This is a genomic window from Mycobacterium decipiens (assembly GCF_963853665.1).
Taxonomy (GTDB): domain Bacteria; phylum Actinomycetota; class Actinomycetes; order Mycobacteriales; family Mycobacteriaceae; genus Mycobacterium; species Mycobacterium decipiens.
Map to the genome: position 1 here is coordinate 384,085 of NZ_OY970459.1, position 23,792 is coordinate 407,876.

17 protein-coding genes and 1 pseudogene are annotated in these 23,792 nt (G+C 67.8%); 7 read left to right on the forward strand and 11 right to left on the reverse strand.

Annotated elements, in window-relative coordinates:
* The first annotated feature begins 26 nt into the window (after positions 1 to 26).
* On the forward strand, positions 27 to 857 hold the full coding sequence (locus AADZ55_RS01770) for a crotonase/enoyl-CoA hydratase family protein (protein ID WP_085323999.1): 831 nt from the start codon (positions 27 to 29) through the stop codon (positions 855 to 857).
* On the opposite strand, the gene AADZ55_RS01775 is transcribed toward AADZ55_RS01770, so the two are convergent.
* A complete protein-coding gene (locus tag AADZ55_RS01775) occupies positions 854 to 2,320 on the reverse strand; it encodes an aldehyde dehydrogenase (RefSeq protein ID WP_085323998.1) in 1,467 nt (488 codons plus the stop codon). The two genes, AADZ55_RS01770 and AADZ55_RS01775, sit on opposite strands and share 4 nt — an antisense overlap.
* 42 nt (positions 2,321 to 2,362) lie before the next feature.
* Positions 2,363 to 3,172, reverse strand: coding sequence for a class I SAM-dependent methyltransferase (locus tag AADZ55_RS01780; RefSeq protein WP_085323997.1), 810 nt, complete (start codon positions 3,170 to 3,172; stop codon positions 2,363 to 2,365).
* A 558-nt stretch (positions 3,173 to 3,730) separates the two neighbouring features.
* Here AADZ55_RS01780 and AADZ55_RS01785 point away from each other — a divergent pair.
* Complete coding sequence (locus tag AADZ55_RS01785) at positions 3,731 to 4,909, forward strand: glycosyltransferase family 4 protein (protein ID WP_085323996.1); 1,179 nt, start codon at positions 3,731 to 3,733, stop codon at positions 4,907 to 4,909.
* A gap of 18 nt (positions 4,910 to 4,927) precedes the next feature.
* Here AADZ55_RS01785 and AADZ55_RS01790 read toward each other — a convergent pair whose 3' ends face one another.
* On the reverse strand, positions 4,928 to 6,655 hold the full coding sequence (locus tag AADZ55_RS01790) for a hypothetical protein (RefSeq protein WP_085323995.1): 1,728 nt from the start codon (positions 6,653 to 6,655) through the stop codon (positions 4,928 to 4,930).
* Positions 6,656 to 6,664: 9 nt separating this feature from the next.
* The gene (locus AADZ55_RS01795) at positions 6,665 to 7,981 is read right to left on the reverse strand and encodes a DUF3068 domain-containing protein (protein WP_341286254.1); all 1,317 of its coding nucleotides are present in this window, start codon (positions 7,979 to 7,981) and stop codon (positions 6,665 to 6,667) included.
* 172 nt (positions 7,982 to 8,153) lie between these two features.
* On the opposite strand from AADZ55_RS01795, the gene AADZ55_RS01800 reads away from it, so the two are divergent.
* The gene (locus AADZ55_RS01800) at positions 8,154 to 9,323 is read left to right on the forward strand and encodes an acyltransferase family protein (RefSeq protein ID WP_085327574.1); all 1,170 of its coding nucleotides are present in this window, start codon (positions 8,154 to 8,156) and stop codon (positions 9,321 to 9,323) included.
* Positions 9,324 to 9,344: 21 nt separating this feature from the next.
* Here the strand turns inward: AADZ55_RS01800 and AADZ55_RS01805 are convergent.
* Both AADZ55_RS01805 and AADZ55_RS01810 read right to left on the reverse strand, forming a co-directional pair.
* A pseudogene (locus AADZ55_RS01805) lies at positions 9,345 to 9,789 on the reverse strand (PE family protein); the annotation flags it as partial.
* Positions 9,790 to 9,899: 110 nt separating this feature from the next.
* Positions 9,900 to 10,880 carry a phosphotriesterase-related protein gene (locus AADZ55_RS01810; RefSeq protein WP_085327573.1) on the reverse strand — a complete coding sequence of 327 codons (981 nt, stop codon included), beginning with the start codon at positions 10,878 to 10,880 and terminating at the stop codon, positions 9,900 to 9,902.
* Positions 10,881 to 11,031: 151 nt separating this feature from the next.
* On the opposite strand from AADZ55_RS01810, the gene AADZ55_RS01815 reads away from it, so the two are divergent.
* The 3 genes from AADZ55_RS01815 to AADZ55_RS01825 all read left to right on the forward strand — a co-directional run bounded on the left by AADZ55_RS01815 (position 11,032) and on the right by AADZ55_RS01825 (position 14,467).
* Positions 11,032 to 12,747 (forward strand): acyl-CoA dehydrogenase family protein, encoded by a 1,716-nt coding sequence (locus tag AADZ55_RS01815; protein ID WP_085327572.1) that lies wholly within the window; start codon positions 11,032 to 11,034, stop codon positions 12,745 to 12,747.
* 83 nt (positions 12,748 to 12,830) lie between these two features.
* The gene (locus AADZ55_RS01820) at positions 12,831 to 13,526 is read left to right on the forward strand and encodes a TetR/AcrR family transcriptional regulator (RefSeq protein WP_085327571.1); all 696 of its coding nucleotides are present in this window, start codon (positions 12,831 to 12,833) and stop codon (positions 13,524 to 13,526) included.
* Positions 13,523 to 14,467 (forward strand): R2-like ligand-binding oxidase, encoded by a 945-nt coding sequence (locus tag AADZ55_RS01825; protein WP_085327570.1) that lies wholly within the window; start codon positions 13,523 to 13,525, stop codon positions 14,465 to 14,467. The genes AADZ55_RS01820 and AADZ55_RS01825 overlap by 4 nt, the downstream gene beginning before the upstream one ends.
* On the opposite strand, the gene AADZ55_RS01830 is transcribed toward AADZ55_RS01825, so the two are convergent.
* Both AADZ55_RS01830 and AADZ55_RS01835 read right to left on the reverse strand, forming a co-directional pair.
* Positions 14,464 to 15,000: a hypothetical protein gene (locus tag AADZ55_RS01830; RefSeq protein ID WP_242670382.1), complete on the reverse strand. Its 537-nt coding sequence runs from the start codon at positions 14,998 to 15,000 to the stop codon at positions 14,464 to 14,466. The genes AADZ55_RS01825 and AADZ55_RS01830 overlap by 4 nt on opposite strands.
* A gap of 17 nt (positions 15,001 to 15,017) precedes the next feature.
* Positions 15,018 to 16,391, reverse strand: a complete 1,374-nt coding sequence (locus AADZ55_RS01835; protein ID WP_085327575.1) for an NADP-dependent succinic semialdehyde dehydrogenase — start codon at positions 16,389 to 16,391, stop codon at positions 15,018 to 15,020.
* A gap of 105 nt (positions 16,392 to 16,496) precedes the next feature.
* Between AADZ55_RS01835 and AADZ55_RS01840 the strand changes: the two genes are divergently transcribed.
* Entirely contained in the window at positions 16,497 to 17,702 is a 1,206-nt protein-coding gene (locus tag AADZ55_RS01840) for an MFS transporter (RefSeq protein ID WP_133056467.1), read from the forward strand.
* Between the two features lie 24 nt (positions 17,703 to 17,726).
* On the opposite strand, the gene AADZ55_RS01845 is transcribed toward AADZ55_RS01840, so the two are convergent.
* The 3 genes from AADZ55_RS01845 to AADZ55_RS01855 form a co-directional block, all read right to left on the reverse strand.
* The gene (locus AADZ55_RS01845) at positions 17,727 to 19,175 is read right to left on the reverse strand and encodes a lipase maturation factor family protein (protein WP_085327568.1); all 1,449 of its coding nucleotides are present in this window, start codon (positions 19,173 to 19,175) and stop codon (positions 17,727 to 17,729) included.
* A 61-nt stretch (positions 19,176 to 19,236) separates the two neighbouring features.
* Complete coding sequence (locus AADZ55_RS01850; protein ID WP_341286255.1) at positions 19,237 to 23,484, reverse strand: alpha-(1->3)-arabinofuranosyltransferase; 4,248 nt, start codon at positions 23,482 to 23,484, stop codon at positions 19,237 to 19,239.
* Positions 23,485 to 23,524: 40 nt separating this feature from the next.
* On the reverse strand, positions 23,525 to 23,698 hold the full coding sequence (locus AADZ55_RS01855) for a DUF2613 domain-containing protein (protein WP_067373497.1): 174 nt from the start codon (positions 23,696 to 23,698) through the stop codon (positions 23,525 to 23,527).
* Positions 23,699 to 23,792: the final 94 nt, after the last annotated feature.

The window sequence follows — 23,792 nt, forward strand, 5'->3', positions numbered from 1 at the left end:
AGTTAGATCTGCGCTTGACTGGACCGATGACCACTACTTCTCACGTTTCCCAGACCTCCCCGCCCGAGCTGCCCAATCTCGACAATGTTTCGCTCGAACGGGACGGACACGTCCTGCTGATCGGCTTGAACCGGCCGCACAAGCGCAACTCGTTCGACCGGGCGATGTTCGCCGACCTGTCCCGGGCCTACGCGCTGCTGGAATCCGATGCCTCGGCGCGCGCGGGGGTGTTGTTCGCGCACGGCGACCACTTCACCGGCGGCCTGGATCTCGTAGACGTCGGTCCGAGCATCGCGACCGGGCAGACGCCGTTGGCCGACGACGGCCGCGACCCGTGGCGGCTGGACGGCCAGTGGACCACGCCGCTGATCGCCGTCGCACACGGCTGGTGCCTGACGCTGGGCATCGAACTGCTGCTGGCCGCCGACATCCGTATCGCGGCGGCCGGAACCCGCTTCTCCCAGCTTGAAGTGCAGCGCGGGATCTATCCGTTCGGGGGCGCGACGATCCGGCTGCCCCGCGAGGCCGGGTGGGGCAACGCCATGCGCTGGCTGCTCACCGGTGACGAGTTCGACGCCGCCGAGGCGCACCGGATCGGGCTGGTCCAAGAAGTGGCCGACGATGCGTCGGCGGCCTTGGCCCGGGCCCGCGAGATCGCACACACCATCGCCGATCGCGCCGCGCCGCTGGGTGTGCGGGCCACCCTAGCGTCGGCGCACCTGGCACGCCAACAGGGCGAGGCCGCCGCGATCAAGCAGCTGATTCCCGAAATGAGGGCGCTGTTCGCCAGCGAGGATGCCGCCGAGGGCGTGCAATCCTTCGTCGAGCGCCGGCAAGCCCGATTCCAGGGCCGCTAGCTTTCGATGGTGAAACCCATCGGCAGCAGCACACTCTTTTGCTGGGTGAAGTGTTCGATACCTTCCGGCCCGTTCTCGCGGCCGATGCCGGAGTTCTTGTAGCCACCGAACGGTGAGCCGGGATCGAATGCGTACCAGTTGATTCCGTATGTCCCGGTGCGGATCTTCTGTGAGATCTCGATGCCTTTGGGCACATCCGTGGTCCACACGCTGCCAGCCAGTCCATACACCGAATCGTTGGCGATCGCGATCGCGTCCTCCTCGGTGTCATAGGGGATGATGGCCAGCACCGGCCCGAAGATCTCCTCCTGGGCGATGGTCATCTTGTTGTCGACGTCTGCGAATACGGTGGGCTGGACGAAGAAACCCTTGTCCAGACCCCCGGGGCGGCCGCCGCCGCACACTAGCCGAGCACCCTCCTCGATGCCTTTGGCGATGTAGCCTTCGACGCGGGTCCGTTGCTTCTCCGAGATCAGCGGACCGACCTGGGCGATCGGGTCCGACGGCGGGCCCACTGGGAGAGCTTGCACGAAATTGGTTACCGCGTCCACGATTTCGTCGTACCGGGAGCGCGGAGCCAGAATGCGGGTCTGGTTGACACAGCCCTGCCCGGCGTTCATTATCCCGGAGAACACCATCATCGGAACCGCTGCGGCCAGGTCGACATCTTCGAGGACGATGGCCGCGGATTTGCCGCCGAGCTCCAAGGTGCACGGCTTGAGCAGGTCCGCGGCGCGTCTGCCGACCTCCCTGCCGACGGCCGAGCTGCCGGTGAAGGTGAACATGTCGATGTCCGGGTTGGACATCAGAGCCTGCCCGGTCGCAATCCCTCCGGGCACCACCGACAGCACACCCTCGGGCAGGCCGGCTTCGGCGAATACGTCCGCTACAGCGTTGGCGGACAACGGCGTTTCGGCGGCGGGCTTGAGCACCACCGTGCAGCCGGCCAACAGCGCTGGACACAGCTTGTTGACCGCCAAAAACAACGGAACGTTCCAGGCCACGATGGCACCCACCACGCCGACCGGCTCACGGCTGACAATGGTTTGTCCGTAGTAGCCGGTGCGGGTCTCAGTCCAGCTGACCTTGTCCGCTGCGCCGGCAAAGAAGTTCATCGTCGCCATCGAACCCATCCAGTGCATCGTCTCGATGATGGTCGGCGGCTGGCCCGTTTCGGCCGCGAGCAGCGAGGTGAACTGCTCCTTGCGATCCTCCATCAACTTGACCGCCGCAGCGATCACTGCCGCACGCTCCTTCGGCGGGGTAGCGGGCCAGGGGCCGTTATCGAATGCGGCGCGCGCCGCGGCGACCGCGGCATCGACGTCGGCCGCCGCGGCCATCGGCACCTTGCCGACGTATTCACCGGTGGCCGGGCAGTGCACCTCGATGACATCGGAGGTGGACGGTTTCGCCCACCTGCCGCCGATAAAGAGGTTGTCGTATTCCGTCCTACTGTCGCTCATGGCGCCACACTACCCAAGCCCAAAGCCAAACGAGAACATGTTTCAGTATTGCGGTTGGAGCACCAGTACTAGATTGCTCACCAGGAACTCGCGCAGCACCGGCACGGATGTCACCCACCACGCCCATCTCGGGTGGTAGCGGGGAAATGCGGCTATCGCGGCCCCGGTGCTGGAGGCCCAGCTCAGACCGTCGGCGGCCGACACCGCAAACAACGAGGACCCGTAGTTGTTCTTTGCCGGACGGCCGTGTTTGCGGGCATAGCGGGCGGCGGCGCGGGCGCCGCCGAGGTAGTGGGTGAGGCCCATCTCGTGCCCACCGAATGGCCCCAGCCAAACGGTGTAGGACAACACGGCCAGCCCGCCCGGCTTGGTCACCCGTAGCATCTCGGTGCCGAGCTGCCAGGGCCGCGGGACGTGTTCGGCGACATTGGAGGACAAGCAGATATCGACGGAGTCGTCGGCGAACGGCAGTGCCATGCCCGACGCCCGGACGAAGGTGCCCGGCGCGCCGGTGACAGCGGGTCCGGCCGCGTGCATTTCGCTCGGATCCGGTTCGACACCGATGTAGCCGACACCGGCGTCAAGGAACGCCGTCGCGAAGTACCCCGGCCCGCCGCCGATGTCCAGCAGCGTTCGGCCCACCGGCGGCTCGCCGTGGGTGGCCAACCACAGATCGCTGACCATCGCCGCGGTGTCGGCTGCCAGGGCGCGGTAGAACCGTGCCGGGTCGGGCTGCTCGTAGCGGAACTCCGACAGCAATCGCAGCGAGCGCCTCAGCGTCGCCCGTCGCGCGAAGGCGCCGGTGACACTGGGGTATACCGCCACCCGGCACACCCTACGGCTGTCGGCCATGCGCCCAACGTGAAGCGCGGGCTAGGCCGAATTGCCCGGCTCCTCCTCGCGCGGCGGCGCGGCGCGCATCGTCGCCGGGCTAGGCCGAATTGCCCGGCTCCTCCTCGCGCGGCGGCGCGGCGCGCATCGTCGCCGGGCTAGGCCGAATTGCCCGGCTCCTCCTCGCGCCGCGGCGCGGCGCGCATCGTCGCCGGGCTAGGCCGAATTGCCCGGCTCCTCCTCGCGCCGCGGCGCGGCGCGCATCGTCGCCGGGCTAGGCCGAATTGCCCGGCTCCTCCTCGCGCCGCGGCGCGGCGCGCATCGTCGCCGGGCTAGGCCGAATTGCCCGGCTCCTCCTCGCGCCGCGGCGCGGCGCGCATCGTCGCCGGGCTAGGCCGAATTGCCCGGCTCCTCCTCGCGCCGCGGCGCGGCGCGCATCGTCGCCGGGCTAGGCCGAATTGCCCGGCTCCTCCTCGCGCCGCGGCGCGGCGCGCATCGTCGCCGGGCTAGGCCGAATTGCCCGGCTCCTCCTCGCGCCGCGGCGCGGCGCGCATCGTCGCCGGGCTAGGCTATTCGCCAATGTCTGCTCTGCGCTCGGTGTTGCTGCTGTGCTGGCGCGACACCGGGCACCCCCAGGGGGGCGGTAGCGAAGCCTATCTACAACGCATCGGGGCTCAGCTGGCCGCGTCGGGCATTGCGGTCACGTTGCGCACCGCCCGCTATCCAGGTGCGCCACGACATGAACTGGTCGACGGTGTGCGGATCAGCCGCGCCGGCGGGCGTTACTCGGTGTACCTCTGGGCGTTGCTGGCGATGGCCCTAGCCGATTTCGGAGCCAGGGTAGGAGCCAGAATCGGGCTTGGGCCGCTGCGCCGAGTGCGCCCCGACGTGGTCGTCGATACCCAGAACGGCCTGCCGTTTCTTGCCCGGCTGTTGTATGGCCGGCGGGCGGTGGTGCTGGTGCACCACTGCCACCGTGAGCAGTGGCCGGTTGCCGGCCCGGTGATTGGCCGGATCGGCTGGTACGTCGAGTCGACGTTGTCGCCGCGGCTGCACCGGCGTAATCAGTACGTCACGGTGTCGCTGCCGTCGGCGCGAGACCTGGTCGCTCTGCGGGTGGACAGCGATCGGATCGCGGTGGTCCGCAACGGTCTCGACGAGGCGCCGGCGCCAACGTTGTCCGGCCCGCGCGCCCCCGCGCCGCGCGTGGTGGTGCTGTCCCGGCTGGTGCCACACAAGCAGATCGAAGATGCGCTGGACGCCGTCGCGGCACTGCGGCCCCGGATGCCGGGCCTGCATCTCGACATCGTCGGCGGTGGCTGGTGGCGGCAGCGGCTCGTCGACCATGTACAACGGCTCGGCATCGCCGACGCGGTGACCTTCCATGGCCATGTCGACGACGTGACCAAACACCATGTGCTGCAACGTTCGTGGGTGCACTTGTTGCCTTCACGCAAGGAGGGGTGGGGTCTCGCGGTCGTCGAGGCGGCCCAGCACGGCGTGCCCACCATCGGGTATCGCTCCTCCGGCGGCCTGTCCGACTCGATCATCGACGGGGTGACCGGAATGTTGGTCGACAACCGCGCCGAACTGGTGGATCGGCTCGAACGGCTGCTGTCCGATTCGGTCTTGCGCGACCAACTCGGTGCCAAGGCGCAGGCGCGCAGCAGCGAGTTCTCCTGGCGGCAGAGCGCCGATGCCATGTGCAGCGTGCTGCAGGCGGTGCAAGCTGGCCGCTTTGTCAGCGGCGTGGTTTAAGTCCCCGCGCCGCGAGACTCAATCCTTGGCGACTCCCGGCGTGTCTTCGCCGCGGTGCAAGTATCGGCGCGCCGAATGGCCGGCCATGCCGGCCGCGCCCACCATTAGCATCGCCAGCCACGCCAGATGGGCGAGCATTGTCGCTGCGCGGCGGGCAGCGGGTGTGCCGGCGGTTTGGCCGCCGATCCGGTACACCGCAAGCTCGTCGTCCCGGTAAGCCGGTGTCAGCCGATCGAGGGTGCGCGGGGCCGCACCCATGTCGCCGGCACTGCCGGACTCCACCACCAGCCACGCGACGCCGCCCGCGGCCAAGGTTGACGGATCTGGCCCGGTCAAGAGCAGCTCCTGCACCGCTCGGGCGTGCGCCCCCTCGCCAGGAACGGTCACCCCGGAAATAACCAGATCACCGGTGGTCAGCACATCGGCGCGAACCCAGCGGGGCAGCGGATCGAGGACCGGCGCCGAACCGGACCACGCGAACCGCCGCATGGTGCCCGCGGGCAAGACCACAACGGTTCCGGGATCGGCATTGATCGTTGCCGCCACGGCCGCCCAACCGGACGGGTAGTGCACGGGCGCAACCTTGCCCCCCACCCCCCAAGCCAGGTCGGGCAGCGTCAGGATCAGCGCCACGCAGCAGACCAATCCCGTCAGTGCGGGCCGCAACCAGCGGCGCAACGTCACCACCGTGCCCGCGCCGGCCAGGGTATATCCGGGCACCGCCAGCGCCACCCACTTCTGTCCGTCGCGCAGCACACCCAAGCCGGGTGCGGCGTCAACCACCACCCGCAGCACTTGCAGGCCTGGGCCGGTGGCGAGGACGGCCGGAATGGTTACGGACACCGCCGCGAGCACCAGCAGCGGCACCACCGCCGGCCGACGTGCCGCGGCCGGTAGTCCCGCCGCCACCACGCTGAGCAGCACGACTGCGGATGCCATCGCGAAAAACGTTGTCCGCGAACCGGGTACGGCCTCGCCATTCCAGATCCCGCCGAGACTGGCCAGGCTGGCAAGCGTGCCCAGCCCCGGTTCGGCCCGAGGCGCGAACGCGGCAACCCCTAGCGGGTTGGCCCCGGTGTAGCTGGCCAACGACGAGCCCAGCGCCGCCGCCGTCAGCCAGGGCAGCGCACCCACCAGACCGGCGCCCAACGCCGCGGCGGCACATTGCCAACGCGGCCGGCCCCCACCGGGTACGGCCACGCAGACCAGCGCAACCGTCGCGGCGAGTAGCAGCCCGGTCGGGGTCAGGCCGGCCAGCGCGATCCAGAACGCCAGGCCGAAAAGCCCGAACCAGCCGGTGCCATCCGTCGTCCGCAGCGTCAACATCGCCGTCGCCACCCAAGGCAGGCAGCCGTAGCCGACCAGCAGGCTCCAATGGCCCTGCAGCAGCCGTTCGGCGACATAGGGATTCCAGACCGCAAGCGTGGTCGCCACAAGTTGGCCCGCCACGCCCGCCGCCGGAAGCGCCATCGAGACCAGGTGTGCCGCGCCCCAGCCCGCCAGCCAAAGCCCCAGCATCAGCAGCGCCTTCACCACGATGCCCCCGTCGAGCGGGTGCGACGCCAGCGCGACCGCGAAGTCCTGCGGCGTCGCCCGCGGCGCCGACGTCAACCCGAGGGCGCTGTCAGAAAAATACGACCGCGGTGTGGAGACCGCATCACGCAGCAACAGGTATCCGGGCCGCAGCAGTGGCGCGACCACCAGCAGCGCCAGGACCAGCGCATACCCCGGCCGGAACCAGCGCACGTCGCCGGGCTAGGGCCGTTCGGGCGGGCCGGGGCTGGTGGGCCCCGGCGGGGGTGGACTTGGGTCGGGGGGCCGCGAATCGGACGGCGGGGGCGGCTTCGCCGAACCGAGTTGGGGCGAATCCGAACCCGGCGGATTCTGCTCGCGCGGCAGACCGGGGCGCTGCGTGGGCAGCTTCTCGGTTTCGGCTTCCGCTCCGGGTACCGGTTCTTCCAGCCCGCCGCGACGGTAATCGTGGTCGTCCCGGTCCAGGCTGGGATCGATCAGGGCACTTTCGGTCCGCAGGCTGAACGACGCGAGCAGTCCACCACCGACCAGCGCGATCAAGCCGGCCGCGGTGAACGTGATCGGTAGCACCCGCGACCACAGTGCCAGCCGGTCACGCTCGTCGCGAGCCGCGTTGACCTGCGATTCGACCGTCTCTTCGGTGGAGGTGACGGTGTAGTCGGCCAGCGTGACCTCGGGCTTGAGTGAATCGCGGGCGAAGTAGTGGTTGGCGCGGGCGGTTTCCTTGACGATGGTGCCGGACACCGGGTCCACCCAGAAGGTTCGCTGCGCAGCGTAGTACCGGGTCATGGTGATCTGCTCGTCCGGATCACCCGGTAGCCCCCACATCGCCGCCGATGTGGTGACTTTGCCGTCCTCGTCGCCGGCGTACAGGGACGGATACTTGATGGGAGCCACCAGCTTCCCCTCGGCGGTGTAGCCGACGTTCTGCGTGAAGCGGTACGTGGTTAAGCCGTTGACGTCCTCTTCATTTTCGTAGTTGACGTCAAACGCCTTCTGCGCGATCGGGTCGAAGTAGGGATATGTCTTCTTCTCGGTGTGGAACGGGAACCGGTAGGACAACCCGTCGTGCCGCAACGGGATGGCCGTCGGCGGGTTCTCGTCGTTGAAGGTCCGCGGTTTCTGCACCGCGCCGCCGGTGTGGGTGTCGTCCGAAACCGCCATCGCCGTCTTGCGGTTGAGCGTGACGGTGTCCACGATCGCCAGCAGTAGCCCATTGTCTTTCTGCTTGTCGGTGCGCCGGACCGACGTTCCGACCTGGAGCGTGACCACGTCGGCGTTGGCGGGTGACTCGACGGTGACCTGCTGTTGGGACACCAGCGGCACGTTCTGGTTGATAACGATGTGCTCGGTGGATAACGACGCCGAGTCGAGTGCTGTTCCGGTGCCCTCGCTGATCAACGTGGCATCGATAGCGAGCGGAATCTTGGCGATCCTGCTGGTGGTATAGGTCGACAGCAGCAGCGCGGCGATCAGCAGGGCGGCTCCGAGTCCGATCGTTCCGCATGCGGCGAACCGCAACATGACTGCCCGGTTCACGTTGCTGTGACCTCCTTATGGTCAAAGGACTCGTCGGTCGGCACACCCGCTCCGACCTGACCAAGCGAGGCAAAACCCGTTTGACCCTAACAGCAGAATGTATTGCCCCGATGGACGAACCGGGTGTATCCGAACCCACCAGCGGTGAGCGATTGGACAGCACAGGCAGACTGTGTTGGTGACCGATGGCCAGCCGGTCGGTGGGACCCGCAGCTTTTTGCCCGCCGTCGAGGGTATGCGCGCTTGCGCGGCCATCGGCGTGGTCATCACACACGTCGCTTTCCAGACCGGGCACTCCAGCGGTGTGGCGGGCCGGCTGTTCGGCCGCTTCGATCTGGCGGTGGCGGTGTTCTTCGCCTTGTCGGGATTCCTGTTGTGGCGCGGACATGCCGCTGCGGCACGAGATCTGGGGTTGCGCCCGCAGACCGGCCACTATCTTCGATCGCGGATAGTTCGCATCATGCCGGCGTATGTGGTGGCGGTCGTGGTGATCCTGTCGCTGCTGCCCGACGCGGACCATGCCAGCCCGACGGTGTGGTTGGCTAACCTGACGCTCACCCAGATCTATGTGCCGCTGACCCTGACCGGGGGCCTGACCCAGATGTGGAGCCTGTCCGTTGAGGTCAGCTTCTACCTGGCATTGCCGGTTCTTGCGTTGCTGGCCCGTCGCATTCCGGTGCGTGCTCGGGTGCCGGCAATCGCTGCCTTGGGGGCCGTCAGCTGGGCCTGGGGTTGGGTCCCGCTGCACACGGTGTCGGGCATCAACCCGCTGAACTGGCCGCCGGCGTTCTTCTCCTGGTTCGCCGCGGGCATGCTGCTGGCGGAGTGGGTGCACAGCCCGATCGGGTTGCCGCACCGGCTGGCTCGGCGACGGGTGCTGATGGCCCTACTGGCGGTGCTGGCCTATCTGGTGGCGGCTTCCCCGCTGGCGGGGCCGGAGGGGCTGATTCCGGGCACTGCCGCCCAATTCGCGGTGAAGACCGCGATGGGCTCCGTGGTGGCGTTCACGCTGGTGGCGCCGCTGGTGCTGGACCGGCCCGACACACCTCACCGCCTGCTGGGCAGTACCGGCATGGTGACCCTGGGGCGTTGGTCCTATGGCCTGTTCATCTGGCACCTGGCCGCACTGGCCATGGTGTTCCCCGTGATCGGCACGTTCCCGTTCACCGGTCGGATGCCGGCGGTGTTGGTGTTGACGTTGATCTTCGGGTTCGCGATCGCCGCCGTGAGCTATGCGCTGGTCGAGTCACCCTGCCGGGACACGTTGCGCCGCTGGGAGCAACGGGTGAAGCACATCGAGCCGCAGAACATCGACCGCGAAGCGGACGCGATCGCGCCCTGAGTGCGGCCCCGGCTACGTCAACCCGCTCAGTCCGTCCGCACCGAACAGCGTTCCGGCGGCGCCGCCGTTCCCGCCGGGCGCCCCGGCCCCGCCGGTGCCGTAAAGGATGCCGCCGGCCGCGCTGTTGGCCCCGGTCCCCGGCTCCCCGTTGGCGCCGTTGCCGATCAGCGGGCGACCCAGCAACGCCAGGGCCGGCGCATTCACCAGCGCAAGCACATCCTGCTGCAGGGTCTGCGCCGCACCGGCGGTCTCGGCGATCGGATACGAGTTCGCGCGGCCGTTAAGGGTCCGCACGAACTGCTCGTGAAACGCCGCCGCCTGGGCGCTAACCGCCCAATAGGCCTGGGCGTGCGCCGAACACCGCCGCGATGGCCGTCGAAACCTCATCCGCTCCGGCGGCCAGCAGCGCGGTGGTGAGGGCCAGATCGGTCGCGGCTGCGGCGAGCTGCTCGGGAATCGTGTACACGAACGACCTGCGCTTCTGCTCTCATCAGCTCACCGGCCGTCGCCTGGTCAGTGGGTCGAGGAATCAGTCAGAAGCACAGGGTACGGTGTTTGACCAGCGCTTTCGTGGCTTTATTGATATCCGCCCTGCCGCTCGAAAATGCGGCGCGGGTTGTCGACGAGCATGGTGCGCACCTGCTCGTCGGTGACGCCGCGCTCCTTGAGGGCCGGGATCACGTCGTTGTGAATGTGTAGGTAGTGCCAATTGGGCGCGGCCGCCGGCACCAGCGCTTCGGGCAGGGCGTCGAAATAGCAGTTGGCGTCGTGTGAGAGCACCATCTTGTCGGCGTGCCCGCGTTCACACAGTCGGGCCACGATGTTCACGCGCTCCTCGAACGGCAGGATCAAGTCGATGCCGAACCGGTCCATTCCGAGGTAGGAGCCGTTGCTGATCAACTCCTCGAGGTAGCCCACGTCGGTGCTGTCGCCGGAGTGCCCGATGATCACCCGGCTCAGGTCCACGCCTTCCTCGGCGAAGATGCGTTGCTGCTCGAGCCCGCGCCGCAGCCCGGCGTGGGTGTGCGTGGAAATCGGCACCCCGGTGCGCATGTGCGCCTGCGCGACGGCGCGCAGCACACGCTCGACACCGGGGGTGATGCCGGGCTCGTCGGTGGCGCATTTGAGGATCCCTGCCTTGATGCCGGTGTCGGCGATGCCCTCTTCGATGTCGCGCACGAACATGTCGGTCATAATCTCCGGGCCATCCAGCATCCCGCCCGGGCCCAGGTAGTGGAAGAAAAATGGCACGTCGTTGTAGGTGTAGAGGCCGGTCGCGACGACGATGTTCAGCTCGGTGGCCGCCGCGACGCGGGCGATGCGCGGGATGTAGCGGCCCAGCCCGATCACAGTCAGGTCGACGATGGTGTCCACGCCGCGGGCCTTCAGTTCGCTCAGCCGGGTGATCGCATCGGCCACCCGCTGTTCTTCGTCGCCCCAACCTTCCGGATAGTTCTGCGCGATTTCCGTGGTCATGATGAACACGTGCTCGTGCATCAGGGTGACGCCGAGATCGGCGGTATCAATGGGTCCGCGAGCCGTATTTAGTGCTGACACGTCACCGATGCTAGGTCGCTTTCGGTGTCGGCTAATAGTGCAGGTTTGCCCGGTGACGCCCCCAACGACGACCGTATTGCAGTACCGTCACATGGTCAGTTCAGGTTGCTACAGAAGTTCCTAGTCCGAAACGCTCCCGGGAGCCACTCTCATGCTGCTCAATCCCAACCGCCTGCAACGCCAGTACCCCGACAGTCGCTCGGGGGAGATCATGGCCGCCACGGTGGACTTCTTCGAGTCCAGGGGAAAGGCGCGGCTCAAGCACGACGACCACGAGCGGACCTGGTATGCCGACTTCCTGGACCACGTCGGGCGGGAGCGCATCTTTGCCTCGTTGCTGACGCCGGCCGAGTACGGCGCTGACGATTGCCGCTGGGACACCTACCGGATCAGCGAGTTCGCCGAGATCGTGGGCTTCTACGGGCTGAGCTACTGGTACCCCTTCCAGGTCACGGCCCTTGGCCTGGGCCCGATCTGGATGAGCGCCAACGAGGACGCCAAGCGCAAGGCCGCAGCTCAGCTGGAGGCCGGCGAGGTGTTCGCGTTCGGGCTCTCCGAGCAGACCCACGGCGCCGACGTCTACCAGACCGACATGATCCTGACCCCGTCGAGCGCGGGCGGGACCGGCTGGAGCGCTAATGGCGAGAAGTACTACATCGGCAACGCCAACGTGGCCCGGATGGTCTCCACCTTCGGCAAGATCGCCGGGAGCCCCGGAAACGAAGAGTACGTCTTCTTCGCCGCCGACTCCCAGCACGACCGATACGACCTGATCAAGAACGTGGTGAACTCGCAGAACTACGTCGCCAATTACGCGCTGCGCGACTATCCGGTCACCGAGGCTGACATATTGCACCGGGGCCCCGAGGCCTTCCACGCCGCCCTGAACACGGTCAACGTCTGCAAGTACAACCTGGGCTGGGGTTCCATCGGCATGTGCACGCACGCCCTGTACGAGTCGGTCACCCACGCGTCCAACCGCCACCTCTACGGGACGGTCGTCACCGACTTCACCCACGTGCGGCGGCTGCTCACCGACTCGTACACGCGGCTGGTCGCCATGAAGCTGGTCGCCACCCGCACCTCGGACTACCTGCGCAGCGCGTCGGCAGCCGACCGTCGCTATCTGCTCTACAGCCCGCTCACCAAGGCGAAGGTCACCAGCGAAGGCGAGCGGGTCATCACCGCCCTATGGGATGTCATCGCCGCCAAGGGGGTGGAGAAGGACACGTTCTTCGAGACGGTGGCCCGTGAGATCGGCCTGCTGCCCCGCCTGGAAGGCACCGTTCACATCAACATCGGCCTGCTGGGCAAGTTCATGCCCAACTACCTGTTCGCCCCCGATGCCGCGCTGCCGGCCATCCCGCGTCGCGACGACGCCGCCGACGATTCGTTCCTATTCGCCCAGGGACCCACCGGGGGTCTGGGCAAGGTGCGCTTCCACGACTGGCGCGCCTCGTTCGGCAGCTTCGCCCACCTGCCTAATGTCGCGCTGCTGCGCGAGCAGGTCGACACGCTCGCCGAGATGCTGGCCAGCGCTACCCCGGATGCGGCGCAGCAGAAGGACATCGACTTTGCCTTCGGCGTGGGACAGCTTTTTGCGACGGTGCCCTACGCCCAGCTCATTTTGGAGGAGGCCCCGCTGTCCGGTGTCGACGAGGCAGTGGTCGACGAGATCTTCGGCCTGTTGGTCAAGGACTTCAACGGCTATGCCATCGAGTTGGCCGACAAGTCCGCCACGACAGACGAACAGGCCCGATTCGCCATGCGGATGATCCGCCGGCCGGCACATGACCCGGCGCGCTACGACCAGATCTGGAAGGACCACGTCCTGCCGATCAACGGTGCCTACCAGATGCGCCCGTGATGCGTCCCTAGGGGCCCGGGCGGCCTTGACTGTGATGCGGCGCACAGTAGAATGACCAGTGGTCATCAACGCTAGGAGGCCTGGTGCCTACGGTTACGTGGGCTCGTGTCGATCCGGCTCGTCGCGCGGCCGTGGTGGAAGCCGCGGAGGCCGAGTTCGGGGCGCACGGATTCTCCCGAGGCAGCCTGAACGTCATCGCCCGGCGCGCCGGAGTCGCCAAGGGCAGCCTGTTTCAGTATTTCGCGGACAAGCGCGACCTCTATGCGTTCATCGCCGACATCGCCAGCCAGCGGGTCCGCTCCTACATGGAGGACCTGATCCGCGAGATCGACCCGAACCGGCCGTTCTTCGAATTCCTCACCGACCTGCTCGACGGCTGGATTGCCTACTTCGCCGAACATCCCCGGGAACGAGCTCTGCACGCCGCGGCGACGCTGGAGGTCGACGCCGACGCCCGCATCAGCGTACGCAGCGTCCTACACCGGCACTATTTGGAGGTGCTACGGCCGCTGGTGCGTGACGCGCAGCTGCGGGGCGACCTGCGCGCGGATTCCGACACCGATGCGTTGTTGTCGCTGCTGCTGATGATCTTTCCGCATCTGGCCCTGGCGCCGTACATGCGCGGTTTGGATCCGATCCTCGGCCTCGACGAGCCGACACCGGAGCAGCCGGCGCTGGCCGTGCGCCGGCTCGTCGCCGTGTTGGCGGCAGCGTTTCGTGCCCAGAACCAGAACCCCGCCCTCAACCCAGCCCAGAAACGATCGGAGGAGATCACATGACGCGCACCCACTTTGGCACGCTCGCTGCGGGCGGCCTCAACTGGAACAGCCTGCCGCTGAAGCTGTTTGCCGGCGGCAATGCGAAGTTTTGGAATCCGGCCGATATCGACTTCTCTCACGATAGGCAAGATTGGGAGACGCTCACCGACCTTGAACGCAACTACGCCACCCGGTTGTGCGCCCAGTTCATCGCCGGCGAGGAATCGGTCACCCAGGACATCCAGCCGTTCATGAGCGCGATGCGCGCCGAAGGGCGGCTGGGCGACGAGATGTATCTGACGCAGTTCGCGTTCGAGGAAGCCAAACACACGCAGGTGTTCCGCTTGTGGCTGGACGCGGTCGGGATGACCGAGGATCTACACGGCTACCTCGATGAGCTTCCGACGTACCGGCAAATCTTCTACGACGAGCTACCGAACTCGCTGGACGATCTCACGACCGATTCGTCACCGGCCGCCCAGGTTCGGGCATCGGTGACCTACAACCACATCGTCGAGGGCATGTTGGCCCTCACCGGATACTTTGCCTGGCACAAGATCTGCGTGGAACGCGGAATTCTTCCCGGAATGCAAGAGTTGGTCCGGCGGATCGGTGACGACGAGCGACGCCATATGGCCTGGGGCACCTTCACCTGTCGCCGCCACGTCGCCGCCGACGACGCCAATTGGACCGTGTTCGAAACGCGCATGAATGAGCTCATCCCGCTGGGGCTGCGCCTCATCGAAGACGGATTCGCGCTGTACGGCGACGAGATCCCGTTCGACCTGTCCCAAGACGAATTCCTGCAGTACTCCACCGACAAGGGGATGCGACGGTTCGGCACGATCAGCAGCGCCCGCGGGCGGCCGGTCGGCGAGATCGATCTCGACTACTCGCCGCTGCAGCTGGAGGACACCTTCGCCGACGAGGACGAGCGGACCCTGGCAGCGGCTTCGGCTTAGCCCGCCGTCGCCTCATCGATGATGAGCGGCGGCGGCGCCCCGGGTTCATGCGGGTCGGCGTGTGTTTTGTAGAACGGCGGCAGCGTGGCTGCGCCGGTGTTGCGTGGCATGCTGTACCGCACGTCGAATGTCACCTGGTGCCACTGGATTCCGAGCGAAGCCGAGACATCCGGGTCGGCTCGGTCGGCGCTAGCGATCCCGGTCACGCGCACGCACTGCAGGTCCCGGCGCATGGTCGAGGAGAAGTGCGACAAGCCGTCCGCGTCCCGATCCGCTGACGTCGCGCCGTACCTGGCTCGCATCGGCCGACCCAGATATCCCCACGCCGTGGCGTAGTCCTGGCCGTTGACCGCGTTGAAATAGTCAACGATCAGCTGCTGGCCCTTGCCCACCGGCCTGGCGTCGGGTACTCCGGTGGCGCACGCCGAATCGGCCGCACTGCGCCCTACCGGCAGGAGAGGAACTCCGATCAGCGACACCACCGCGGTCACCACTGTGCTGACTGGCCAGCCCCGGAATCGGGCCAATCCCATAGCCGCCAAGATGGCGATTAGCCGATCCAGACCGTCTTGACGTTGCAGAATTCGCGGATCCCGTGGGCGGATAGCTCGCGACCGTAGCCGGACCGCTTGACACCGCCGAACGGCAATTCGGGATAGGACACCGTCATCCCGTTGATGAAGACCTGTCCGGCCACGATGTCGTCGATGAAGCGTCGCTGCTCGGCCTCGTCCCGCGTCCAGGCGTTGGAGCCCAGCCCGAAGGTGGTGGCGTTGGCGATTTCGATGGCCTCGTCGATGTTTTGGGCGCGGAACACGGAGGCGACCGGGCCGAAGACCTCCTCGGTGTAGAGGGCCATGTCCTTGGCGATGTCGGTGATCACCGTTGGTGGGTAGAACCAGCCCGGCCGGTCGGAACGCTTGCCGCCGCACCGGATCACCGCGCCCGCGGCGGCGGCGTCTTCGACTTGCTTGGCGACCTCGTCTCGGCCTTGTTCGGTGGCCAGCGGACCCACGTCGGTGTCCGGGTCGGTCGGGTCGCCGACCTTCAGCGCGGCCATCCGCGCGACGAACTTGTCGACGAACTCGTCGTAGATGTCGGCGTGGGCGATGAACCGTTTGGCGGCGATGCAGGACTGGCCGTTGTTCTGCACCCGCCCGGTGACCGCGGTGCTGACCGCAGCGTCGAGATCTGCCGACGGCATCACGATGAACGGGTCGCTGCCGCCGAGCTCCAGCACGGTCGGTTTGATCTCGTCGCCGGCGATGGCGCCCACCGATTGGCCGGCCGGTTCGCTGCCGGTCAGGGTGGCCGCGGCGACCCGGGGATCGCGCAGGATGGCCTCGACGGCACCCGAACCAACGAGCAACGTCTGGAAGCACCCGTCCGGGAAGCCGCCCCGAGCGATGACGTCGGCCAGGTACAACGCGCATTGCGGCACGTTCGACGCGTGCTTGAGGAGGCCGACGTTTCCGGCCATCAGCGCCGGTGCCGCGAAGCGGACGGCCTGCCACAGCGGAAAGTTCCACGGCATCACGGCCAGGATCACGCCCAACGGCTGGTAGCGGCCATAGGCCTTGGACGCGCCAACCTTGGTCGCGTCGGCCGGTTCGTCGGCCAGCAGCGCCTGGGCGTTAGCTGCGTAGTAGCGAAAACCCTTGGCGCACTTGATGGCTTCGGCCTTGGCTGATGCCAGCGTCTTACCCATCTCGAGTGTCATCATGGCGGCGGTTTGATCCGCCTCGGCCTCCAGCAGGTCGGCGGTGGCGTTGGCCCACCGGGCGCGCTCGGCGAAGCTGGTGTGGCGGTAGTCGGCGAACCGCGCGGATGCGCGGCCTATCGCCGCGTCGACTTCGGCGTCGGTTGCCGGGGTGAAGGTCTTGACTGTCTCGCCGGTGGCCGGGTTGATGGTGGCGATGGGCACGCTGACATCCTTCGGTTGGGTGGGTTTGCAGATAACGTCCGGTGTCCAGCCTGCCACCATCGATTGGCTGAGGAACCGGCGCATGTGGACCTAGAGTGCGTTGTCATGACTAGGACTGGCGGCGTGTCGGTCGGTCTGGCTTCGCTGGCACGCGGATTGTTCTCGGCCGCTACCGCAGCAATCGCGGTCATCTGCCGCTACGCGGCCTTCGTCATCACCGATTCGGCGTTCCTCACCGGGCTGCTGGACACCGCGTACACCTTGGCGTTCGCCGGTGCCGCCTACTGGTTGGCGAGCGGTCGCGCCCCGATGTCGGCCCGTACCTCGATCGTCGTGGGCGGGCTGGTATCGGCGGCGGCCACCGCGGTCGTTGGTCTGCTGACGCCATTGCGGGAGTACGTGTGGCTGGTGCTGCTTCTCCTGGTGATCGGCGTGGTCACCGGTTTGAACTACCCGGCCTGGTACTCGCTGCTGCGCGGTGGCCGTGAGGTCAACGAACTGCGCGAATGGATCGGGACCTACGAGTCCGTCCGCATCGGCGCCATCCTGGTCGGGACGGCGGGTAGTGGCCTGGTGGCCCACCAGCTGGGACTGGAGGCCACGATGGTGCTGGTCGCCTCCGTGTTCGCCGCCGTTGGCCTGCTGGCGCTGGCCTTCCCGAGACAGCGGGTGGGCGACCCCAGCCAGCCGGAGCACACAGAGCCGCCTCCGGTCCACTTCGACGTGGCGATCCATCGCCGGATCCGGTTGCTGTTGGGACTGCTCGCCGCCATGCAGCTCATGGTGGCCCCGATCATCGCGGTGACCCCGGTGCTCGCGGTCGAAGGTGTCGACGGTGGCATCGCGCACGTCGGTGTCCTGTTCGCCCTGTTCAGCGCCGGCGCTGCGCTGCAGTTCGTGGCGATGAATGCGGTAGCGCGCGGTGTCCGCGCACCTGTCCTGGTAGCGATAACCGTCGCCCTGATGCTGGGGTCCGCGGTTTTGGCGGCGGTCTGGGACACCGTGGTGAGCGCCGGGCTGTTGATGGCATCGTTCGGCTTCGGGGTCGCGTCGATCGGCACCTTGGTCAATGCCGAGATCCAAACGTCGCTCCCCGAGGCGCTACGGGATCAATACGTGTCGAAGTACGCATTGATCGCCGCCATACCGTTCGCCGTCGGCAGCGGCCTGTGGGGTCTGACAGCCGATTTCGTGCCGGTGCCGAACATCGCGGTAGTCTCGACCGTCTTGATCGCGGCCGCGCTGCTGCTCGTCTGGCGGTGGGTGCGCGGCCGCGGAGTGGATTACGGTGGTCCATCCATGCGGAACTGACTGAGCAACAAGCTCTTTGGCTGTTCACTCAGATCGCGGCGCCGCAACTTTGCGCAGCGACATCGGTGCGACATAGCGCCCGATCAGCGTGCGATGCCACCAGGCCCGGTCCCGTCGCAGCTCGGCCACCGTGGTGAAGCGGTACTGATACAGCTGCGCGCGCACATACCGAGGCGGGGACTGCGGGAACGGGTTGTGGCGCAGCAGCCGCAGCGTCGCCGGGTCGTTGCGCAGCAGCCGGTTCAGGAACGGCGTCATCCATGGCAGCGCGTAGCCCGGCGAGATGGCGGCGAACCACATGAGCCAATCCAGCCGCAGATGGTAGGGGGCCCATTGCCGCGGCAGCCGGCGCAGATCGCCGGGCTTGCCCTTGAATTCGTACTCCTTCCAGATTGTGTGCTCGGTGATCGGTGACTCGTCGGTGCCCTCGATCACCACTTCCCGGCGGGTGCGGCAAATGCTGCCGAACGCCCCGTACGTGTTGACCAAATGAAATGGGTTGAACGACATGTTCATTCGTTGATGAGAGGACAGCATATTGCGTGCCGGCCAATAACTCAGCAACAGCACCGCCGCGGCGAACACGAGCACCAGGCCGGCGAACCACTGCGGCGGTCCCGGCAACGCCGGCTGGCTTGGGATCGGCAGCAGCGTCGCGGCGGCTGACTGGTCGATCGCGCTGCACGCCAGCAGGATGGTCAGCCAATTGAGCCAGGAGAAGTTTCCCGATGTCACCAGCCACAGTTGGGTGACGACGATGGTCGCGGCGGCGATACTGGCACCGGGCTGTGGGGTGAACAACCCGAACGGCACGACGAGCTGGGCGAAATGGTTGCCCGCCACCTCGATCCGGTGCAAGGGCTTGGGCAGGTGATGGAAGAACCAGCTCAACGGGCCTGGCATGGGCTGTGTTTCATGGTGGTAGTACAGGCAGGTCAGGTCGCGCCAGCACCTGTCACCGCGCATCTTGATCAGTCCGGCACCGAATTCGATCCGGAACAGCAGCCAGCGCGCCAACAACAACGTCAGAATCGGTGGGGCCGTGCGCCCGTTCCCGAGGAAGATCATCAGGAAGCCGGTCTCCAGTAGCAGCGACTCCCAGCCGAACGAGTACCATGCCTGCCCGACGTTCACGATGGACAGGTAGAGCACCCACAACGTCAGCCACATCAGCATCGCGGTCCACAACGGCGCCAGGTCGGCCACGCCGGCGGCGATACCCGCCGACAGCGCCGCACCGAACCAGCAGACGGTCGCGAACAATCGGTCCGAATAGCGGTAGTGAAAGAGGCTCGGCGTCCGCCAGAAGGACTGTTCGGCCAGATACCGTGGCACCGGCAGCATTCCCTGCTCTCCGATCAGGGCCCGGAACTGCTGTGCCGCGGCGACGAATGCGATCAGATAGATGACCGCCGTGCCGCGCTCCAGCACCAGTCTGCCCAGCCAGTATTCGGGTGCCGAAAACCATTCCATGGCCGGACTCCTTGGACGGTGACCGCGTATCCAGTTAACCAGCCGAAATACCGGTAGCCAACTATTGCACGTCGCCCTGTCCACGCGGGCCCGCCGCGGTGACCGCCGACGCGGCCAGCGTCGCGAGCGAAATCAAGGCCAGCAGTTGGACACTCGCCCAATGCCCGGCGTAGCCGTCGACCGCCCGCCACGGATGCCGGGACAGCGCCGCCCCGGCCAGGATCAGCCCGCCCGCACCGAGCCCGACGGTGAGCCGGTCACGTAGCCGCTCCCGACGGCGCAGTGCGTAGCGCAGGCCGAACGCCGCGCCCACCACCATGACCCCGGCCACACCGGCGATCACCGCCCCGGCCGCCAGCACCCCGACTGCCGCCCAGGCTCCCGGCTTCCAGGGTTGGGTGGGCGGGTTGGCGGGGCGCCGGCGTGCGGTCCGCCAGAACGCCAGCAGCGCCAGCAGCGCCAGCAAGGCCGGCCCCATCGCCAGGCCGGCCCGATACAGCGGGTTCGGGGCAAACGTCAGTGTGATGGTGCCGGGGTTCCCGGCGGGCACCACCCAGCCCTGCTGCCACCCGTTGACGGCGATCGGGGTGAGCCGGGCCCCGGTGCTGGTGTGTGCCACCCAGCCCGGGTTGATGCTTTCGGGTATGACGAGCACCCGGGAGCTGGCCGACGCGGGTGCGCGCACTTCGCGGCGCGTCGATCCCCACGCCCCAGCGGACGGAAAAGTGGCGGGAACAACTGTTGCGCTTGGCAATTCGGCACCCGGAGTGGACAACTGGGCTCCGTCGACGACGAATGCGGCGCCGGGGCTGATCAACAATTCCTGCTGCCCGGCCGGCAGCGCAATCGGATCGTGTTCGCACGCGAGCGCCGCAACCGGTTCACCGTCCAGTAGCGCGCCCACCGTGGTCCGGATCGTGGTGTGCACGAACCGGCCCGCGACCGCGATGACCGGGCCCGCGAGATCACCGTCGCAGCCGACGGTGATCTCGCGGGCCCGGTTGCGGGCCGCGTCGGCGGCCGCGATGGGATTGCCGTCGGCACCCAGCACCACCACCTCGGCCAGTCCCGGCGGCTTGAGCTGATCGAAGCCCAGCGCGTTGCGGTCGATGATGTCTTCCCAGTCGAGCAGGCTGACGGTGACGGTGTCGGTGACCCGGGGTCGCACCGATACGGTTTGTGCCTCGGCCGCCCCGTCGCCGCCGCGCTGTAATGAGCGGACCTGGGGGCCGTCGCCCAAGTTGATGGCCACCATGGTCGGAGGGGCCGGCAACGTCGATCGGCTGGCGGCCAGCCGCAGCCCGGTCACCGTGGTGGGCCGCGGCAGGGTGACGGTGAGCGTTGGGGAAGTTTTGTGTTGAACCACCCGCTGCGGCGCCGTCCACGCGGTGGCCGGGTCGCCGTCGGTGGCCGCGTACGCCGAGCCGAGCACGTCGACCAGATCGGAGTCGCCTTGGGCCCGCGTGGTACCCGGCTCGGCGATCAGATCGGCCAACTTGGGGCCCTGCCGTGGCCGCACCCACACCATCGGTGTCACCGACAGCGGGCCCGGCACGCTCAGCGTGCGGCTGAAATTGACCGGCTCTTCGGGCGCCAGCGCCATCGACGCGGCGCAGCGCACGCCGTCGGGCCCGGGCGCGCAGCCCGGTCTGCCGAGCAGTTCGGATCCCAGGTCCCAGCCTGCGATCGCCGAACCCGCCGGCGGTCCGGGAACCAGCACGGTGTGATGCAGTTGGACGGGATGGGCGAATCCGGACGCGTCGTACTGGGTGATCGCCAGGTCGGTGATGCCGAACTGCACACCGGCCGACCCGTCGTCGGTGCCGACCGCGGTGATCTTCACCCACGGTGTTTCGCCGTACGGCAGCGCCGCGGTCAGTGGCTTGCCGGGTTCGTCGAACCGCAGGGTGGTGCTGCCGTTGACGGTCTCGACCAGGATGCGGCGGACTTGGGCGCCGACGGCCGTCGCGCTGGGTGTCAAGGTGAGGACGGCGTTGGTCACCGGGTGGTCGAAGTCCACCTGTAGCCACTGCCCGACCGCGGCCTGCAGTGCGTTGGACACCCATGCGGTCGCCGGGTCGCCGTCGATCGCGGCCGCGGGCGAGGTTGCCGGAGCGACGTCGGGCATGGCGGTGGCATCCGACGACGAACTCGACGCGGTGACCCGTCCACCGGTCCACTCGCCGAAGACCGGGTCGGCGCCCGGGACCGGGTAGTCGGGCACCCTGTTGTGGGTGTGCCGGGCGTCGCCGGGCGCGCGAATCGCCGAGGAGTGCTGGTCGACCCGGCCGTAGTCGGTCTCGCGGGCTAACGGGGTGTCGGTGACGGTGACCCGGGGTGCCGGCAGGCCCGCGGCCCGAGCATCCGCGGTCATCAGCACCGGGCCGAGCGCCGGTTGCCCCAGTAGGCGCCGTCGTTCGTCGAGACGCAGCAACACCTCGGGTCCGCCGTCGACCCGGGCCAGCTGGTCGGTGTCGACGAAATAGGGCGCGCCGGGATCGCCGGCGGCGGCGACCCGATAGATCTGTAGCGCGGGGTATTGGGGTCGCAGTCCGCTGTCGTTGATGAAGCCGGCCAGCGAACCGGGACCCACCGGTGCGCCGAACTCCGCCACCTTGGTCAGTCCCGGCGATCCCTCGATGGCGCGGTGCACCAGGATCGGCCGGGCCGAGCGCGACGTCTCGGGATCAAGATCGTTGCGCAGCACCAGATAGGAAATGCCTTGGCGGGTAAGGGTATCGGCGAGGCCGGCCGACGGGCGCCCCGCCGCGAACAGGCGTTGCACCGAGTCCAGCGCCCGGATGGCCTGCGGCGGGATCAACGGAATGGAGTCACGCACCCCCCACGGGCTGGTGCCGAGCACCTGCAGCGGCTCGTCGTGGCTGGTGCCCCACACCTGGGTGGCGAACGGCGCGCCCGGGACCACCAGCACGCGCCCGGATCGAGGGATCCCGTTGGCGGATCCAGGATTATGTTGGCTGAGCCAGTCGGCGGCATTCCGCCAGTACTGGGGGATCGCGCGGAACGTGCCGGGCGGGGTGAGCCGGCCGGTCCACGCCAGTGAGGTGCCGACCAGTAGCGCGGTCAGCACCACGATTCCGACCGCCACCCGTTTGTCCCGCTCCGGGTGCGCAAATGCGTGCCGCCACACCGGCATTGGCGCGCTGCCCGGCAGCGGTATGCGCCCAAGCAGCTGAATTAGGCCGAGCACTAGCGGGATCCGGAGCACCGGATCCACCTTGTGTAGGTTTCGCAGCGGAGTACCGGCGGCGTCCAGGAAAGCCTGGGCCTGGTGGGCCAGCGGCGAGCCCAGCCCACCACCGTAGCCGGCGGCCAGCAATACCACCCCGACTAACAGCATGGTCACCAGCCGTCCGCGTGCCGGCATCGTCCGGGTGGCCAGCCCGGCCAATCCGGCCGCGGCGACCAGGCAGGTACCCAGGATGGCCGCCGACCCGGTGACCAGCGGCGCGCCCGCGGTCGCGTTGGGCGCCACGAACGGGGTCCAGCTGTCGGTGCCGCGCAGCATTTCCACCAGCGACGACCATTGTGTTGTCACGCCGGAGGATTCGATGAAGTCCAAAAACGGCGGACTGACGCCGCGCAGCTGGATCAGCGCCACCACCCACCACAGCATCGCCAGGGCCAGAGCCAACAGCCACCACGCGGTGTAGCGCCACCACAACCGATTGGGCCGGTGGCAGGCCCACCAGATGACCGCGGGCAGGCAACCGGTCAGCGTCGCGATGGCGTTGACCGCGCCCATCAATGCGACGGCGAGACCGGCTCGGGCGGCCAGGGCCCGCACCGATCTGTCCGAAGTCCCGCGCAACGCCAGGATCGTCGGCAGTAGCACCCATGGCGCCAGCATCATCGGCAAGGTTTCCGACGAGATTGACCCGAGTGTGGTCAGCACCCGCGGGGACAGGGCGAATGCCGCCGCACCGATCAGGCGTGACGTGGGGCTGCCGATCCCCAACGCCTCGGCCACCCGCAGCAGGCCCCAGAACCCGACCGTGAGCAGCAGCGCCCACCAAAGCCGCTGGGTCAGCCATCCGGGCAGTCCCAGTAGGTGGCCGACCAAGAAAAAGGCGCCGTGCGGAAACAGATAGCCGTAGGCCTGGTTCTGTGCCTGCCCGAAGGGCAGGTCACCGTTCCACAGGTTGGTCGCCCGGGCCAAAAAGCGCAGCGGGTTGGCGGTCAGGTCAAGTTTGGTGTCGGGGGAGATTTGCCCGGGAGATTGGGCGAGCGTCAACACCAGCGCGACGGCGGAGACCAACAGCAACCACCGCCGAGACAGTGGAGCCACCTGCGAACCGGGCGGGGCCTGCGGTGCCCGTGTCGCCGGGCTAGCTACGGTTGCCGTACTCGACCCGGTTGAGCACTGACGATGACGGATCGCCCCCGGGCAGTGGCGGTTTCGTGTCCTGCTGCACCATCAGGGTGATCCCGAAGATTGCGGCCGCGCCCAGCAACAGACCAACCACCACGCTCGCGGCGGCGGGCGCGATGATTCGGTTCATCGGTGGCTCCCTGCAGGGCGGTTGGTGGTCGGGGCAGCGCTTGCGACGCTAGGGGCAACTTAGCAGAAGTCCTGGGCCAGCCCCCCAAACCCGG

Excerpts from the sequence above, each read along its gene's own strand:
- AADZ55_RS01825 (WP_085327570.1), top strand. The coding sequence starts at position 13,523 with ATGACGCGCACCCACTTTGGCACGCTCGCTGCGGGCGGCCTCAACTGG.
- AADZ55_RS01845 (WP_085327568.1), bottom strand. The coding sequence starts at position 19,175 with ATGGAATGGTTTTCGGCACCCGAATACTGGCTGGGCAGACTGGTGCTG.
- AADZ55_RS01830 (WP_242670382.1), bottom strand. The coding sequence starts at position 15,000 with ATGGGATTGGCCCGATTCCGGGGCTGGCCAGTCAGCACAGTGGTGACC.
- AADZ55_RS01770 (WP_085323999.1), top strand. The coding sequence starts at position 27 with ATGACCACTACTTCTCACGTTTCCCAGACCTCCCCGCCCGAGCTGCCC.
- AADZ55_RS01775 (WP_085323998.1), bottom strand. The coding sequence starts at position 2,320 with ATGAGCGACAGTAGGACGGAATACGACAACCTCTTTATCGGCGGCAGG.
- AADZ55_RS01785 (WP_085323996.1), top strand. The coding sequence starts at position 3,731 with ATGTCTGCTCTGCGCTCGGTGTTGCTGCTGTGCTGGCGCGACACCGGG.
- AADZ55_RS01815 (WP_085327572.1), top strand. The coding sequence starts at position 11,032 with ATGCTGCTCAATCCCAACCGCCTGCAACGCCAGTACCCCGACAGTCGC.
- AADZ55_RS01780 (WP_085323997.1), bottom strand. The coding sequence starts at position 3,172 with ATGGCCGACAGCCGTAGGGTGTGCCGGGTGGCGGTATACCCCAGTGTC.
- AADZ55_RS01855 (WP_067373497.1), bottom strand. The coding sequence starts at position 23,698 with ATGAACCGAATCATCGCGCCCGCCGCCGCGAGCGTGGTGGTTGGTCTG.
- AADZ55_RS01840 (WP_133056467.1), top strand. The coding sequence starts at position 16,497 with ATGACTAGGACTGGCGGCGTGTCGGTCGGTCTGGCTTCGCTGGCACGC.